We start from the raw sequence: 15,453 nt of genomic DNA, 5'->3' as shown, positions 1-15,453 counted from the left end.
CGCCGGCCCTGTGGCCCGCCGCAGCGACCCCGACCCGTCGGCCGGGGGAGACCGGAAGACCACGCGGCACCGGTTGTTCGACACCCTTTGGCAGGAGGCCGGACAAAGTTCCCCTCGGCCGGCGCGCCCGCTCACACTTCATTAACGAACCGCGAAGTACATTAATGCCATGTCGTGAGACATCACTCCCACCATGTGGCGAGGCTCCCCTCCTCTTCCACATGATCAGACGGACCCCCCGAAACCCGCAGATTCCCCTCTGCGGGTTTTTTTTATGCGCCGGTCACCCGTGCCACTCCGACCTTGCCGCGCGGGTCGGGCGGAGCGATGGGGGACGGGATCCGTTGCCGGAGCAGGACGGTTGCTGCGGCGCTCTCGCTGCGCTGCGGGGATAACCGGCGGGGTGCCGGCCATCCCCGCGCATCGCAATTACGGTGCCGGTGCGGCGGCGGCCGGCGTGCCGGCGAAGTCGACCACCAGCGTGGCCCGGCGGTTGTCCATGCCTTCGTCATGCGACTTGCCGCGCTGGACCTGGCGTTTCACCGCCTTGCCGTAGCTGACCGTGCGTACCTTGTCGGCCGACAGTCCGCCGGTGCCGACGAGGTAGTCCTTGACGGCGTTCGCGCGCCGCGTCCCCAGCCGCAGGTTGTACGCAGCCGAACCCGCCGGGTCGGTGAAGCCTTCCACCGTCACCAGTGCATCCGGGTAATGGTTGCGCATGACCTTGGCGAAGTCATCGAGCAGCGGCTTGTCCTCATCGCGCAGGGTCGCATCGTTGAACGCGAAGTGCGCAATGGCATCGACCCGCACACGGCCGCCCATCTCGGCGATCTGGGCATCGTACTTGGCGAATTTCTGCTGCATCTCCTGCGTCAACGCATCGATCTGCTGCTGTTGCTTCTGGTCGTTGGCACGAAGTTCGGAGATCGCGGCGTCGTAGTCGGTCTTCTTGACGTACTGGCTGCAGCCACTGAGCGTGACCGCCATGAAGCCGAGCGAAATGAAAACGATTCGAGACACTGTGTTGACCATGAGTCCTCTCCTTATCATCGGACTGATGGCAGGATCGCCATCGGACACCCGGACCATCCAGGGCAGCTCCCCCTGCAGCACCCGTCCGCTGACCCGCGGTACGTTCAGGTTAGGCAAGTGACCGGAAACAAGACGTGAATCAGCGACCTGGAGGCGCATGCCGATGCGGCCCCGGCCTGCCGCCTGCCCTACTTCTCCCGGGTCAGCTCGACGCCATCGACGGTCATCTTCCATACGCCCCGATCCCGGTGCGGCGGCAGGGACACCACGAACGTGGTCTTGATCGGACCGACCCCGACGACGACGTCGTCGCCGTCAAATCGCTGCAACGGTCCCGAGATGGATTTGCTGACACCACCCTCCACACGCCTGTACGCGACGCTGCCGTCCTGCGTGATCAGCATGGCCATCGCGGCGGAGTGCCACTCACCCACATAGGCCGCCTTGCCCGGCGGCACTGGCTTGCCGCATCCCGCCAGCAGTGCGGCGAGCACGAGCAGAGCCCACGGCAGCTTGCGCATGATTTCCCCGTGGCGCGTCGAACGACAGGCCGGACCCGGAGCGGCCGCGGCCCTCACAATCCGCCGCCGTTCCGCTCGACCACCCTGGCCCTTGGCGCCAGGCGACTGTTGGGCGACCAGCGCGGCCGGGCATCGCCGTTCGCGACTGCTGCCACCAGGCGGTAGAAAAAGCGGTTGAACTTGCCCGCGGCGGCCCAGTCGATCGGCTGGGTCAGGTCGTCCTGTGGCCGGTGATATTGCACTTCGTACCAGTGTCGATAGCGTCGCTCCGACTCGGTGCCCGGCCGGTAGCCGAACACGAAGCCGGTCGCCGGGATGCCCGCCTGCAGGAACGGCCAGTGATCGGCCCGGCGCAACAGGTTGCGCTCGGGCTCCGGGTCCCGCTGCACCACGATCTGGCTGCGAGAGGCCACCCGCCGAACCGTCGCGCCGAGCGTGCTGTCGTCGAGCGCATGAACGGTCATCCGTTGCAGCGGAAAGATCGGACGAATCTGATCGAGGTTGATGTCCGCCACGAGGGCGGTCTTCGGCAAGGTGGGATGGGCCACGAAATAGCGGCTGCCGAGCAATCCCTTCTCCTCACCGGTGAACGCGGCGAACAGCACCGAGCGCCGGTAGCCGGCACCCTTGCGGCGCTCGGCCAGCCGCTCGAGCAGGGCGACATAGGCGGCATCATCGAGCGTGCCGTTGTAGATCGCGTCGCCATGTACCGGCTCGCCCCGACCGTAGCCATCCAGATGCGCCGAGAGCACCAGGTACTGGTCGCGCAACCGGGCGTCGGTGCCCGGCAGCACGCCCAGCACGTTGGCCGACGTCACCACACTCCGCTGCAGGCGCAGCCGTGCGGTGAAATGGCCGGGCACGTCGAAGCTCGGCAGCGGCTTGCCGGCGCTGCCCCATGCCAGCAGACGCCCGGCATCCCGACCGGAGCCGGCGAGCACCGCGGCGAGCGCCGCGGGATTGAGCGTCGCCAGCAACATGTGGTCGCCTTCCGGCGCCGGCGCACCGACCGGCGCCACCGTGCGGGCATAGGCCACCGGCCAGCGCATCGGCTCGATCGTGAACCCCGGATCGGCGATCGTGAGCATCCCGGCGGCACCCGCCTGGTTCACCGCGCGCAGACGCTGCGCGCCACTGGTGAGCCCGGCGCGACGCCAGCCGTAGCAGAGCACGATCCTGCCGCGCACGTCGCCGAGCGTACCGGGCGCGCAGTAGCCGCGAAACGCGATCGGCGCGTCGAGCCGCGTCGGCATCCTGGCCGACGGTCGCGGCGCGATGTCGTAGAGCAGCCGCAGCGGCGTGTCGCCCACCGCGATGTGGGTCCCCTGCGTGGTGATCAGCAGGTCATCGAGGCGGAAGCGCTGGAACCAGCCGCCATCGTCGCCGGCCGGACGCAGGCCCGCCTCGGCGAAGCGCTGCGCCACCCGCTGCGCCGCGCGCTCATATCCCGCCGTACCGGTATCGCGCCCCTCCATCGCGTCGCCCGACAGCGCCTCGGTCGCCTGCCACCAGGCGCGGGTGTCCGGATCGGTGATCGCGTGTGCGCGTGAAGGCGGGGGCGCCCGCTCGCCGGCGGACGCCGGCGCGGAAGGCAGCATGGCGACGAGCAACAGAAACGGCAGCAGCGTTCTCAAGGTCGCCTCCGAAGGCATGGGTCAGCAAGCATGTCGAGAGAGGCTCCCGGGATCGGCAGGCGTTCCGCCGCCGATGATGGCAGGACGCCGCGACGACCGGAACAGCACCCCGATTTCCCGCCTCAACCGGCCAGGCTCTCGAACGCACGCACGATGCCCATCCATGCCGACGTGGCCGCAAACAGTGGGGTCAACATCTGCTGGGCCAGCAACGCCAGTCCGCCGATCACGTAGACCCGATGCGGACGGCCGAGGGTGCGCCAGTCGCGCACGACCGCCACCAGCAGGAACAGGTCGGCCGTCAGTGACGGCGGTATCGACACGAACGGCGGCGGTGGACCTCCCGCCGCGCCGGCCGGTGCCAGCACGGTGAGGAACACGCGGGCGATCGCCGGCGTCATCATGCCGATCATCAGCAGGGTCATCAGCCGCTTGTGCACATCGGGGCGGCGGATGTTGACGATGGCCAGCGTGAAGAATCCCACCAGCAGCGGCCAGGCACACAGCGGTACCGCCGCAAAATGACGCGCCGCCTCGCCCATGCCGCGCGCCTCGGCGAGCTTCAGCACGGCCATTTCGGTTACCAGGATCATGCACGCGATGGTGCTGAACAGGGCGATGCCGGCCAGACCCCAGGTGCGATGATTCAGCGTGCGGTGGCTTGCCACGAGTGTGGTCTGCACGAAGTAGAAGCAGGTCCAGCTGAACATCAGGATGCCGTGGATATGCACCACCGGAGGCGCATGAAAGCGCTGTGTCAGCAGCGGGGCCCAGTACGTGGGCACAAAGCCGCCAAAGGCGACCAGCACGAAGGCCACTGCCATCCACACATAGAAATACCGACCTTCGACAACACCCGCCCCGATGGCGGCATCTGGTGCGTTCATGGGCTCACCTGCTCGTCAAAGCCATCCGTCTGCATGCAGCGTGCATGCGCCGTCATGGCGGGTGACGACAACCGGCTGCAACTTCCGCCGGCAACGTGACGCCCCCTCCGCGCCAGTCATCGCTTCGCGATGCCGCGGCAGCGCCGCCGCCCTCGTCCTCTCCTCGCCGCGCGCAAGTGTCCTGCAGTCGTGGCAGACGCGATAGTGCCGTGTCGCGGGGCAGCGGAACAGACAGACCACCTCATGGGGGATGGCACCGGTCGGGCCGCGGCGCGAAGCTCGGATGGGGGATTGCAGGCACGCACGCCCTCAATTGTTGAGCAGGTCCTCCCAGTGGTCCGGCACCCGTCCGGCCGGTCCGGGGACGGGCTGATCGAGCGGATGCGCGTGGGGTCCGGGGAGCTCGGGGCCGGCAAAGGCCTTGCCGTTGCGGTAGTCGTAGAACCAGCGCTCTCCCGGCTCGAAACTGGCAATGACCGCATGACCGGTCTGGCGGAAGTGGGCGGTGGCGTGCCGGTTCGGCGACGTGTCGCAGCAGCCGATGTGCCCGCACCTGGCGCATCGGCGCAGGTGCAACCACCACTGGCCGGACTGCAGGCATTCCACGCAGCCGCTGCCTGTCGGCACGGCCGTGGGATCGATGTTGTCGTCACGATGGATGTTCATGCCGCCTCCATGATGGGCGAACGCCCCGGAGCAAGCCCGCCAGCCCGGCGCGGCCACCCCGTGTTTTGCGTGTCGAAGGTACTTCAAGGCCCGGTGCCCGGACAAACCACCGCGCCCCTGTTTTCGCCTCGCCGCAGGATGGCATCCCCGCAACAACGTGGCCGCGCTGCCTTGTTGCATTAAATGAGAATGGATATCATTACCGAATGATCGCCACTTCCGCCCCGTCATCGACCTGCTCCGGAGATCCGCCTTGAACCATTTCATGCATCGCTACGGGACGCCACTGACGGCGGGCCTGTTCACGGTCTCGGCGATTTCCGGCGTGGCACTGTTCTTCCACTGGGGACCCCGCTCGTTCCACGCCATGCACGAATGGCTCAGCGTGGTGCTGCTGGCGCCGTTCGCACTGCATCTGTGGAAGAACTGGAAGCCGTTGCTCGCCTATGCGAAGCGCAGGACCCTGCTCATTCCGCTGGCGTTGTCGCTGCTGGCGGCGGTGCCGTTCGCCATCATGGCCGGCAAGGGCGGCCGCTCGGGCAACCCGACATTCCAGACCGTCGCCCTGATGACCCGGGCCAGCCTGGTCGATCTGGCGCCGGTGTTCCAGGCGACGCCGGAAGCCCTGCTGCGGCAACTGCAGCAACACGGCTACAAGGCAAACTCCACCCATCAGTCGCCGAACGCGATCGCCGCGGCCTCCACGGTTTCCGCCAACGAGATCCTGTTTTCCCTGATCCCTGTCCGGCACGCGACGACGCCCGCAAAGGACTGACGAGCCGCGATCCGGCGCGACGGCAGCAACAGGTATCCGTGGTCATGAATCTGCGCGATGACCGATGCGAGGCTCAATCCCCGGCGACGCGGCGGCGCCCACGCCACAACGCCAGCATCAGCTGCGCGATCACCGCGCCGAGCAATGCCAGCGCCATGTCGTGCTGGGCATCCCACACATCACCCTGGGTTCCCAGGTAGGCCTGGCCCAGCTCGCCGCCGAAGACGCTGGCCGCCAGCCATTCGATCAACTCGAACACCGCCGACAGCGCTTCCAGGAACAGTACCGGCATCAGCCATCGCCAGAGCCCGCGTGGAGGTGCCTGTGCCTCGAACAGCTCGACCGCCACCGGCAACAGCAGCAGGCCGAACAGGAAGTGCACCAGACGATCGTACTGATTGCGCCGGAATCCCAGCAGTGCATCGAGCGATTGTCCGGTCAGTGCCCGCAGCGCGCTGTCATAGGGCACCTGCGAATACGTGTAGTGCGCGCCGATCTCGTGCGCGCACAAGAACACGAACAGCAACGCATACGCCCGGTTGGAGAACCGCAGGCGCTTCGCGCTGAGCACGAACAGCGGCACGACCGCGAACACCACGAGATTCTCCAGCAGCCAGTCCTGGCGAAACCAGGGCTTGATGGCCAGCGCCAGCCAGAACAGCAGGAAGCCGATCAGCAACGCCAGCGGGAAAGCGTAGCGATCGAGGCGTGGGCTGGCAGCGGACATGCCGCCATTCATCGCCTACCGTCGGTCCGATGTCAACGCACGGGCAGCGACGAGGCCCGCCCGAATCGTCGCGTGGGGCGCGGCCGGGGCGGAGCGGGAACGGCGACGCTCAGTGGCAGAGTCGATACCAGTGGCGACAGCGCAGGTGCTTCTCGCACTGTTTTAGCTGGGCACCGTATTCGCGGGCGCGCCGCGCGACTTCCGCGGCGGTCTGCAGCAGATGGCGGTCATGCCGCCAGTGGCCGCTGCGGTAACCGCCGATGCCTTCGTGATAGGCGATGTACAGATGCTCCGGATCCCACTTGGAGATGCCGAGCTGACGATGGATGCGGTCGGTATACCAACCCACGAAATCCAGCGCATCGTCCATGTCGGTGCGGCTCTTGAAGTGGCCGCCGGTGGCTTTCCGGTAGGCGCGCCACACCGGGTCCTGCACCTGCGCGTAGCCGTAGGCGCTGGACTTGCGCGGCAGCGGGATGAACAGGAACCAGGGCCGGTCGGGGCGGGCCTTCTGGCGGAACCCGGACTCGCGCCGCACGAACGCCATCAGCACGTTGACCGGCGTACCCCAGTGCTGCTGGGCATCGTGGGCGTCGTCATACCACTCCGGGTACTGGTTGAAGACCTGGCAGATGTCCTCGCTGTTGCGCGGCGGAGCGGTGGCACACCCCCCCAGGGCCAGCAGGCAGACAGCGAAAAGGGCCAGCAGGCCGTGACGGCGCAGCGCCGTGGCGTTCCATGCTCTGTTCATGAGCACAGGGTAGCAGCCGATGGCGCACTCACCCCGGCTGCGCGTCGCGCTTTCGGACCACGGCGAGTGCGCGCCGCGCAACCATGCGCCGCACGCGGCACGTCTCGTGTCGACGTCGGTACCCACCGTGCGTCGACGCCGCCCTCCCGCAAAACTACCTGGGCTCCGGCCGCTCCAGCGCGAAATCAATCGCCGCGCAAACCGCCGCCACCTGCGCCGCGTTGCACTGCTCGGGCGTGGCGCGGGGGCTGTCGGGATAGACCTCGGTGGTGCTCTTGTAGGGTGCGTTGGTGATGCTGGCGCAGAGGCCGAGCTGCTTGAGCGGGTACCGGATGACGCCCGGCGCGACCATCGGCGAACCGATGATCTCGCCGCGGACATCGGCCGGGGCGATGTGGGTGATTTTCGCCACCGCCGCGATGATCGCCTGCTGGAACTCCGGTTGCGGGTGCTCGCTGTCGTCGACCAGGTAGAAGCCGTCGGGGATTTCACCGGGCTCGTACGGCGCGCCGTCGCGGGCCGCCAGCGCGGGACGAAATTCGGACTCGTCGCTGTCGGTGGTTTCATGCAGGTCGACATGTACCCGCGCGCGATCGCGGAACGGCGCGACCAGCCGCATCAGGGCCGCCGACTCCGGCGCCGGGCTGTCGTCGAAAAACGAACGGTTCGGGTCGACCGCATGCATGTTCCAGCGGTGAATCCTTTCGTACGCCCAGGGGCTCACGCACGGCGCCACGATGAGGTTCACCCGGCCCGCATAGTTCTCTGCATGCTGGTCGACGAACTGCAGCGCCCCGTGCACGCCGCTGGTCTCGTAGCCGTGCACACCGCCGGTCACCAGCACCGTGGGAAGCTCGTCGCGCCAGTCGCGGCTCTTGATCGCGAACAGCGGGTAGCGATCGAGGGCGTAATCGAGCACGCCGTACTCCACCATGTCGAAGCGCTCGCGCAGGCGTTCGATCACGGTGAGCACATCCGCGTCGTAGCTGCGCTGGCGGATCTGCAGGGAGCGCCAGGTCGCGACTTCCGCCGGCCCCCAGGCAACGCCGGGAGTACCGATCGGATAGGGGCTGGATGTCGTCGGCATGTTGCGCTCCACACTGGCACGAGATAAGCCGCAGACTTTAGCATCGGCTTGCTGGTGTGGCAGCGCACAAAACAAGCGCTCCCCACCGGCGTGCGCTGCCTCGCTCGCTCAGGCGCTCGTGGCCAGCGGCGACTCGCCTGCGGCGACGTCGAGCAGTTGCAGTGAAACGACCTTGCTGCCGCCATACAGCGGCTGCTGGCCGACTTCGCGAAAACCCAGCCGGGCATGGAAACGCTCGGAGGCGGGATTGGGTGGCTGGATATCGAACTCGCAGGCGATCACCGGTACCGCGCTACGCCGTGCGAACGCGAACGCATCGCGGTAGAGCCGGGTGCCGGCACCATGCGCATCGGCGGCTACCACGATGCGATCGACGTACAGGAAACGCGCCTGGCGCTGCGCGAACCACCGGTAGTTGGGGCTGTCGTAGTCCGCCCCCTCGCGCAACACCAGCAGGAACGCCACCACCCGCCCGTCCCGTTCGATCACCCGGTGCAATGCGGCCTGCGCATGCAGCCGTGCGAGACGCCCGTGGTCGAGCGGACTGAGCACGCTCACGAAGGCCTCGTTGAGGGCGAGAATGGTGGGGAAATCGGCAGCGGTGGCGTCTCGCAGCATCAGCGGTCCGGGTCGGGAAAGGGAATCGATTTTCGCAGAAACCGGGAGTCCGCCCGAGCCGGCCCGGCGTTGACGAACACCGTCGGGCGACGGCGGCAAATATCCCGGGCACTCAATCAGATCGCGCCGTGGCGGGCCGTGCGCCGAAGGTGCAGCGCCAGCAGGAACGCCGCGATCGGGAAAAGCACCGCGTAGCCGATGATGCCCACGTTTCTCGCGCTCATGTTGGCCATCGGCACGCCGACCAGCCCCGCGAAGGCGAGTATCGCGCTGGCGAAGAAACAACGGCGTGCAAGTCGCGCCAGTCCGATGCCCGGCACGGAGCAGGCAGCGCATAGCGCGGCGAGGGGAAAGAAGACATCCCACGCCAGGATGTCCAGCGCATACGCGACCGACGGCCAGTGGAAGGAGAAGACCAGCGTGGCCCAGTCGCCCGTGGCGAAAGCGGCCTGGCGGCCGAGAGTCAGCATGGCGAAGTGGACACTGCAGGTGATCACGGTGCACATGCCCATGAACACGATGCCGAGCAGCGCGAGGGACTTGCGCCCGGCGGGTGCCCCGGCATGGATCGCGGCCATGAGGGCGACCATCGTGGGGGCAAGGACGAGAATCAGAAGCTCCATCGCGGTGAACCATGGGTCCTGGATGGCCATGCCCGGCGACGGAAGTGTGAGCAGACCGATGCCGAGGACCATCGCATAGGCGACGCTCAGGAGTGCCACCGCGTTACCCGCGGCCATGCCCGTGCGAAGTGTGGCCGATGCCTTCGTTGCGCCCATGGACGTGGTTCTCCGATTACCCGCAAGACACCGATGACCACCGAAGGTCAGGGACGCGAACCCGTCCCACCCCGGGCCAGGCTGCCCCGAAACACCTCAGAACCAGTAGTCCGCGACGCAGCGGCCGTCGCGTGGCAGGTCATCGAACGTGTCCAGCCCATCGAAATGATCGATGGGAATCTTCGCCACGGCGTCGGGCTCGGCCAGACGGAGGTTGACGGCGATGCGGCGACGTCCCGCCACGTCTGTCTCGCGGCCACGCCAGCAAACCACGCAACCGCAGACCGGACAGAAATGGAACTCGATCGCCTTGCCGCGCACATAGGCCTGCGTATGCCCCGTGACGCGAATGCCCTCGTCCTCGTAGTCGTAGGCCCAGAGCACGCCGTAGCGCCGACAGACCGTGCAGTTGCAGGCTGTGGCGCCGTCGGGCTGGCCGTCGAACCGCCATCGCACCGCGGCGCAGTGGCAGGAGCCTTCGATCATTGCTGCCTCCCGTGGATTGAACCCCTGACCGGAAAAGCCTACACCGCTTTCACCCGGAAGCGATCCGGCACAGCTCCCCCGGGAAACATGATCTGGGGAAGCCGGCCGCGCGGTGCCGCTTACTTGCCCTTGGCGGTCGGCAGCGGCTCCAGGTTGAAGGTCATGGTGGTGATTTTCTGGTCCAGGCCGTGCACGACGTCGGGAGTCAGGTCGTTGGCCAGGTTGCCGGCCAGCACCGCGTCACGGTTCAGCAGGAGGCCGCAGTGATGGCTCTTGTAACTGCTGGCGACGATCGGTTGCGCGTCCAGACCGATGCGCTGCATGACCTTGGCGCGGGTCAGCTGGATGCGTTGGTTCAACTCGCCGGCCTGGGTCTGGAACGTCTGCATGCGCTGTTGCAGGGCCGATCCCTCTTTCGTGCGCTGCGCCTCGCTGAGGGATGACTGCTTTTTCTGGAAGCTCTGGATGTCCGCCTCGAGCGGCTTGCGCTGGCTGACCAGCTGGCTGCGCGACTGTTCGGCCAACTGACCCAGCCGCTCGCTGGCGGCCTGGCCGACCTTCGCCTGCGCGAAAATCGCCTCGCGCGATAGCAGGCACACGCCAGTCACGGCGTTGCCACCGAGGTCGTCGGCGGCGCGTGCGGACGAAACGGGGACGACGGAAAGACCGGTAACGGCGATCAGCGAGGCGACGAGCGATGAGCGAAGCAAATTCATGATGGGCTATCCCGTAGGGTGAAGTTCATACGGTCCATCGACTGTTCGAGGACCGCGTGGTTCCCCCCAACATACCCAATCGATGCGTCTCGGCAGCTGAACGAGCGGTTCCATGCCGTCCTTGGCGACTCCGGTCCCGAACGGATGCGCGCCACACCGCGTCAGCGCGACTGTGTCCACACCAGGTCGATATCCTGCTTCACCGCGGTCTCCAGCCCCGCCTCATCGATGCCCTGCATGCCATACAGGGAACCGTACCGCATGCCGGCGAAATTGCCGTCATGGCGAAAGGTCACCGACCAGTGCAGGCGGCCCGCGCTCGGCAGCTGGCAGTCCCCCTCGTAGCTGAACCCATTGCTCGTCTTGCCGGAAACATCGGCCATGGAGGAACTCCCTGCGCGTAATCGCCTTGCAGCATAAGACCTTTACCCGTGACAAAGGCCCGATACCCGCCATCCCTTTTTTCGAACTCCTCACGAACGGGCGGGTAAGGTCGGCGCACTGGCGCACCCCCTTGGTGCGCCCCGATGAATTGAAGGAGAAGCCGATGCACAGCCTTCCCGCTGGCACCTGGGTCGTGGTTGCCGATGGCACCCAGGCACGTTTTTTCCATAACGTGGGCAAGCACGACGCGCTGAAGTTGAAGCAGGACGATCTGATCGCGGCCGATGCGGATGACGCGCAGGGCCAGGGGCCGTCGGGTCACCGCCCGATTGAATCGAGCCCCGAACAGACCGGCGAAGCCACCTTCGCCAAGCAACTCGCGCATCGACTGAATGCGGCTGCGCTGAAGCAGGAGTTCGAGCATCTGTTCCTGATCGCCGACCCGACGACGATGGGCGAGATCCGCCCCCAGTTGCACGGTGAGACGAACAAGCGCATCAGCGGCGAGTTGACCAAGACGCTGACCAACTCGACCCTGGAAGACATCGAGAAGATTCTGCAGACGAACGGGTAACCGCACGAGGGCCACGCCGGCGTCGGCGACGCGCGCATGCAGCGGGTCGGCTTCACTCGCCGCCTGCGGTGGGGTGAAGCCGACCTTGTTCGACGTCAGCCCTCGGCAACGGGAGTGCGCCATGCCGGGTATGGCACTGCAATGCACGATGGTTTCCGTGATCGTGATACGTGGTCACGGGGCCGAGGCCGAGGTCCTGCTGCTGCGGCGGGCACAAGCCCACCTGCACGGCCTGTGGACCTATGTCGCCGGCCATATCGAACCCGGCGAGAAAGCCTGGCAAGCCGCCTTGCGCGAACTGCACGAAGAGACCGGACTGCGTCCGCACGCGCTGTATTCCGCCGACCGCTGCGAGACCTACTACGACGTGCGCGAGGAATGCGTGGCGGTCGTGCCTGCTTTTGTCGCCTTCGTCGATGCCGCCGCGGCCGTCCGGCGGGATGGGGAAAACGACGCACACCGGTGGCTCCCGCTCGATGCGGCGATCCCGCGCCTGGCCTTCGGTGGTCAGCGCGACCTGTTTGGACAGGTCCGCCGGGAATTCATCGACGGCACACCGCCGGAGGCGCTGCGGATACCGACGACGGGCACGGCGACGGAGTAGCCGGCGGACCGCTCTCGCCGGAGCCGCCGCGGCGCCGGAACACCCACCCGCCCTCCGGACTTCAGGCTTTTCGCGACAGCCGGTACACCACCGTGTCCAGCGCGCTCACCCCTTCGGCGACGAAGCCCGGCTGTTGCGCGAGGAAGTCGCGGCGATCCAGCGTCGCGGCGATCCAGTCGCGGCCGTAAAGCTCGCGCACCTCGACTTCGGGCACGGCAAACGGCGGCCCGTGCTTTTCGTGCTGCGGATACTCCAGCGTGATCAGCAGGCCGCGGCAGCCGGCGGGGAGCAGCGCATGCAGCTCGCGTACGTAACGGCGGCGCAGCGGCGGCGGCAGCGCGATCAGGGCGGCGCGGTCGTACACCGCCGCGCAACCGGCGAGTATCTCCGCGTCGAGGCCGAAGATGTCGCCACAGATCAGCTCGATGTCGCCGGCATGGTAGTGGCGGCCATAGCGCGAGTCGTGCACTTGCGGCGTCAGCCCGTGCTCGTCGAAGAACTGCGTCACCGCCAGCGGCGACAGCTCCACCCCCAGCACGCGGTGCCCCTGCGCCGCGAGCCAGGCCATATCCAGCGACTTGCCCGCCAGCGGCACGAACACCTGGCTGGCAGGCGCCAGCGCCAGCGCCGGCCAGTACTCGAGCAGCAGCGGCGTCGGTCGGTCCTGGTGAAAACCGATGCGGCCTTCGCGCCAGCGCTGATGCCAGAAGTCGGGATCCATGGTGCGTTCCTGTCGGCGTGGGAGCAAGCATGTCAAACGGTGGCCGGTCAGGAAAAGAACCCGACCGCATGCCGTTCGCGCTCGATCCGCGCGAGAGAATATCCCTGATACATCCATTTGCCGGATCACTCAAGCCAACGGAGAGGCGGATGTGTGGCCTATCGACGGGAAGATCGACGCTGCCCCCTGCTTTTGCCGCCGGGTTGCCATATCCGCTTCGGGGGGGCAGGCTGACCGTGCCGCGTGGACTATCGCGACCCGACTGCATATCGACTATCGCAGCGGAATTTCAACAGGGGGAAACACATGAAGCATCTCTTACAGGCGGCCATCGCCTGCGTCGTTCTTGCAGCAACCGCCGGATGCGCTACAACGCGCACTCGGATGCACCTCGACACTCCGCAAGTTGCGGGCGCTGCCAGCACGGGAAAGGTCGTGGTCATCGACTCGGTCAGCGACAAGCGGGGATTTGAAACCGACCCGGACGACCCCAGCACGCCATCGCTGAAGAAAGGCAGCAGCTATGCGTTGGATGCACAGCAACGGACCCAGGCGATCGCACGCAAACGCGGGGGCTTTGGTCACGCGTTCGGCGACATTCTGTTGCAGGGCGACCAGAGCGTGAATTCGGTCACCAGACAATTGCTGACCGAGGCCCTGGTCAGCCGGGGCTACACGGTCGTTCCGGCAAACCGTGCACCGGCAGACGCCACGCACATCAACGTGAACATCCGCCAATTCTGGGCATGGTTCACACCCGGCTTCTGGAGCGCCTCCATCGAGGCCAGGATCAACACTTTGCTCAGCATTGACGGCGCCAATGGGCATCGCCAGATCACCATCAAGGGCTACGGCCACAATGCGATACAAGTCGCTCGTGAGGCGAACTGGCAACTGGCCTATCATCGCGCGTTCGAAGATTACCTCAAGCAGTTCGACGACGCGGCTGTCAACAACGACTTCTGAGCGCAGACGATAAAAGAGGGACGGAGGTATCCGAAATGGACTACCCCCGTCCCCTTGACCGCGCCGCGGACAAGCCGGGCATGCCTTGGCTCGGGACGAAATCAAACCGAACGACCCACGGCGCCGCTTTTCCCCCGCCGTCCTCTCCGGAGAAAGCGCACTCTGCCCCCTCCCCCGCCTCCGGGATCGCACTCACTCGCGCCAGTTCGCGTGCCCTTCCCAGAATGCCGCGCTGCGGCGGTACGCCTCGTGGTCCAGCGGCACGCCGGAGCCGCCTTCGTCCACGCCGAGCGCGTTGCGCAGCATGGTGATCGGCACCATCGGGATCTCCTCCGGCTCGCTGGTATAGAGGCAGCCGACCACGCCCCAGTCGGCTTCGATGGGTGAGCCTTCTTTTGCCAGCTGGTCGCGGCTGTAAAGGATCGGCAGCAGGTAGTCGGCGACGGGCGGGGCCACGCCCTCGAACCAGCGCACCAGCACCGGCAGTTCGTCTTTCGTGCGGGCCTCGTAGGCCGAGTGCAGCAGGTGACGGTTGGCCTCGCTGATGGGCACGGCCATGCAGCGGGTGGACGTCCAGTTGCGGTGCACGTGCAGTCGGCAGAACGGCGCGTAGCCCGGCAGCACCTTCAGCGGCGCCTCTTCATTCAGGCGTCGCTCGAAGGCCTCGGCGGTGCAGTCCCGGATGGTGTTGCGGCGGGACTGAAGCGGAAACAGGCGGGCGCGGGCGAAGGGGGTGAGCACGATGGACATGGGCGGCAACCGTGGAAGCAGCGCACGAGGGTAACGCGTGCGCCGCCGGTCGTCCCGGCCGCCGGGGGGCGAGCGACAAGGGGATGAAGGTCGTGGCCTCGAGGCCAGTTCCTCGAGGCGACTTCCTCCGCCCCGTCTTCCGCTCCTCAGAGCTTCCCGGCGCCCTTGCGCAGCCAGCGATCGATCAGGGATTTCTCATAGCGCAACGGATCCTGATGGACAGACGAGGTGTTGCTGAGGAATGCCGGGTCACGCAGCTGGCGGTGGCCCTCGCGCAGCACCTTGCCGTCGGCACCGTACAAGGTGAAGTTGAGGTCGATGCGCGGCGGATACGTGTCCTTGATGATGCGCACGTCCTGGAAGCGGGGTCCGCGCCACGGCTCGTACTCGCCCGCACGGTCCACATCGGTCACCTCGATGTCCAGCCGCTGGCCCGGCGCCAGGATGCGCGAGGCACGCTGGGCGATGTAGGCCTGGAGCGGTTTCAGATAGGCGTCGGCGTCGATCAGGTGCGTCCCGAAACTGCGCCTTGCCTCGCTGAAGTGCTGGGGATCCTTGTAGTGAACGTCGACGTTGTCCGGCGGTGGCGCCGACCGCGCCAGGGCGGAAGCGAGGGCCAGGCAGGCAACGCACAGCAGGCGGGGAAGCGAGGAGGATTTCATGGCAGATCTCCCGGAAGGGAACCGGATTCAGTATACGTCGGGGCTCGAAGCAAGGTCGAAAACCGCCACCTGGATCGACGTACTCCGACCCAGGGGTCTGTCCCCATTGGCCA

At 66.8% G+C, this 15,453-nt stretch carries 20 protein-coding genes; 4 read left to right on the top strand and 16 right to left on the bottom strand.

The annotated features are described in order from the left end of the window. Positions 1–429 precede the first annotated feature (429 nt). The 5 genes from ACFPPA_RS13850 to ACFPPA_RS13830 form a co-directional block, all read right to left on the bottom strand. Positions 430–1,032, bottom strand: a complete 603-nt coding sequence (locus ACFPPA_RS13850; RefSeq protein WP_377320898.1) for an OmpA family protein — start codon at positions 1,030–1,032, stop codon at positions 430–432. 188 nt (positions 1,033–1,220) lie between these two features. Continuing rightward, positions 1,221–1,553, bottom strand: a complete 333-nt coding sequence (locus ACFPPA_RS13845) for a hypothetical protein (RefSeq protein WP_377320897.1) — start codon at positions 1,551–1,553, stop codon at positions 1,221–1,223. 53 nt (positions 1,554–1,606) lie between these two features. Beyond that, positions 1,607–3,187, bottom strand: a complete 1,581-nt coding sequence (locus tag ACFPPA_RS13840) for a M28 family peptidase (protein ID WP_377320895.1) — start codon at positions 3,185–3,187, stop codon at positions 1,607–1,609. 122 nt (positions 3,188–3,309) lie between these two features. Next, a complete protein-coding gene (locus tag ACFPPA_RS13835; RefSeq protein ID WP_377320893.1) occupies positions 3,310–4,074 on the bottom strand; it encodes a hypothetical protein in 765 nt (254 codons plus the stop codon). Positions 4,075–4,383: 309 nt separating this feature from the next. Then, positions 4,384–4,740 (bottom strand): UBP-type zinc finger domain-containing protein, encoded by a 357-nt coding sequence (locus ACFPPA_RS13830; protein ID WP_377320891.1) that lies wholly within the window; start codon positions 4,738–4,740, stop codon positions 4,384–4,386. A 253-nt stretch (positions 4,741–4,993) separates the two neighbouring features. Here ACFPPA_RS13830 and ACFPPA_RS13825 point away from each other — a divergent pair, with 253 nt between their 5' ends. Continuing rightward, a complete protein-coding gene (locus ACFPPA_RS13825) occupies positions 4,994–5,515 on the top strand; it encodes a DUF4405 domain-containing protein (protein ID WP_377320889.1) in 522 nt (173 codons plus the stop codon). 73 nt (positions 5,516–5,588) lie between these two features. Here ACFPPA_RS13825 and ACFPPA_RS13820 read toward each other — a convergent pair whose 3' ends face one another. The 8 genes from ACFPPA_RS13820 to ACFPPA_RS13785 all read right to left on the bottom strand — a co-directional run bounded on the left by ACFPPA_RS13820 (position 5,589) and on the right by ACFPPA_RS13785 (position 11,062). Beyond that, complete coding sequence (locus ACFPPA_RS13820) at positions 5,589–6,242, bottom strand: DUF2238 domain-containing protein (RefSeq protein WP_377320887.1); 654 nt, start codon at positions 6,240–6,242, stop codon at positions 5,589–5,591. A gap of 109 nt (positions 6,243–6,351) precedes the next feature. Then, the gene (locus tag ACFPPA_RS13815; RefSeq protein ID WP_377320885.1) at positions 6,352–6,993 is read right to left on the bottom strand and encodes a transglycosylase SLT domain-containing protein; all 642 of its coding nucleotides are present in this window, start codon (positions 6,991–6,993) and stop codon (positions 6,352–6,354) included. A gap of 154 nt (positions 6,994–7,147) precedes the next feature. Continuing rightward, complete coding sequence (locus tag ACFPPA_RS13810) at positions 7,148–8,080, bottom strand: M14 family metallopeptidase (protein ID WP_377320883.1); 933 nt, start codon at positions 8,078–8,080, stop codon at positions 7,148–7,150. Between the two features lie 108 nt (positions 8,081–8,188). Then, positions 8,189–8,698 (bottom strand): GNAT family N-acetyltransferase, encoded by a 510-nt coding sequence (locus ACFPPA_RS13805; protein WP_377320881.1) that lies wholly within the window; start codon positions 8,696–8,698, stop codon positions 8,189–8,191. A 116-nt stretch (positions 8,699–8,814) separates the two neighbouring features. Then, complete coding sequence (locus tag ACFPPA_RS13800) at positions 8,815–9,477, bottom strand: hypothetical protein (RefSeq protein ID WP_377320880.1); 663 nt, start codon at positions 9,475–9,477, stop codon at positions 8,815–8,817. A 96-nt stretch (positions 9,478–9,573) separates the two neighbouring features. Beyond that, positions 9,574–9,963, bottom strand: a complete 390-nt coding sequence (locus tag ACFPPA_RS13795) for a GFA family protein (RefSeq protein WP_377320878.1) — start codon at positions 9,961–9,963, stop codon at positions 9,574–9,576. Between the two features lie 119 nt (positions 9,964–10,082). Next, positions 10,083–10,679, bottom strand: coding sequence for an OmpH/Skp family outer membrane protein (locus ACFPPA_RS13790; protein WP_377320876.1), 597 nt, complete (start codon positions 10,677–10,679; stop codon positions 10,083–10,085). A 161-nt stretch (positions 10,680–10,840) separates the two neighbouring features. Beyond that, positions 10,841–11,062 (bottom strand): TonB-dependent receptor, encoded by a 222-nt coding sequence (locus ACFPPA_RS13785; protein ID WP_377320874.1) that lies wholly within the window; start codon positions 11,060–11,062, stop codon positions 10,841–10,843. A gap of 26 nt (positions 11,063–11,088) precedes the next feature. On the opposite strand from ACFPPA_RS13785, the gene ACFPPA_RS13780 reads away from it, so the two are divergent. Both ACFPPA_RS13780 and ACFPPA_RS13775 read left to right on the top strand, forming a co-directional pair. Then, entirely contained in the window at positions 11,089–11,637 is a 549-nt protein-coding gene (locus ACFPPA_RS13780; protein WP_377320872.1) for a host attachment family protein, read from the top strand. Positions 11,638–11,722: 85 nt separating this feature from the next. After that, a complete protein-coding gene (locus ACFPPA_RS13775) occupies positions 11,723–12,241 on the top strand; it encodes an NUDIX domain-containing protein (protein ID WP_377320870.1) in 519 nt (172 codons plus the stop codon). Positions 12,242–12,302: 61 nt separating this feature from the next. Here the strand turns inward: ACFPPA_RS13775 and ACFPPA_RS13770 are convergent, their stop codons facing one another. After that, the gene (locus ACFPPA_RS13770; RefSeq protein WP_377320868.1) at positions 12,303–12,962 is read right to left on the bottom strand and encodes a thiopurine S-methyltransferase; all 660 of its coding nucleotides are present in this window, start codon (positions 12,960–12,962) and stop codon (positions 12,303–12,305) included. A gap of 306 nt (positions 12,963–13,268) precedes the next feature. Here ACFPPA_RS13770 and ACFPPA_RS13765 point away from each other — a divergent pair, with 306 nt between their 5' ends. Further along, a complete protein-coding gene (locus ACFPPA_RS13765) occupies positions 13,269–13,928 on the top strand; it encodes a YajG family lipoprotein (protein WP_377320866.1) in 660 nt (219 codons plus the stop codon). A 192-nt stretch (positions 13,929–14,120) separates the two neighbouring features. Here ACFPPA_RS13765 and ACFPPA_RS13760 read toward each other — a convergent pair whose 3' ends face one another. Both ACFPPA_RS13760 and ACFPPA_RS13755 read right to left on the bottom strand, forming a co-directional pair. Beyond that, positions 14,121–14,678 (bottom strand): DUF3228 family protein, encoded by a 558-nt coding sequence (locus ACFPPA_RS13760; RefSeq protein WP_377320864.1) that lies wholly within the window; start codon positions 14,676–14,678, stop codon positions 14,121–14,123. 146 nt (positions 14,679–14,824) lie between these two features. Then, positions 14,825–15,340 carry a DUF3016 domain-containing protein gene (locus tag ACFPPA_RS13755; protein ID WP_377320862.1) on the bottom strand — a complete coding sequence of 172 codons (516 nt, stop codon included), beginning with the start codon at positions 15,338–15,340 and terminating at the stop codon, positions 14,825–14,827. Positions 15,341–15,453 lie beyond the last annotated feature (113 nt).

The sequence above is a fragment of the Rhodanobacter ginsengisoli genome (genome assembly GCF_042657065.1).
GTDB lineage: Bacteria > Pseudomonadota > Gammaproteobacteria > Xanthomonadales > Rhodanobacteraceae > Rhodanobacter > Rhodanobacter ginsengisoli.
This window is presented reverse-complemented; position numbering and strand designations above follow the sequence as displayed.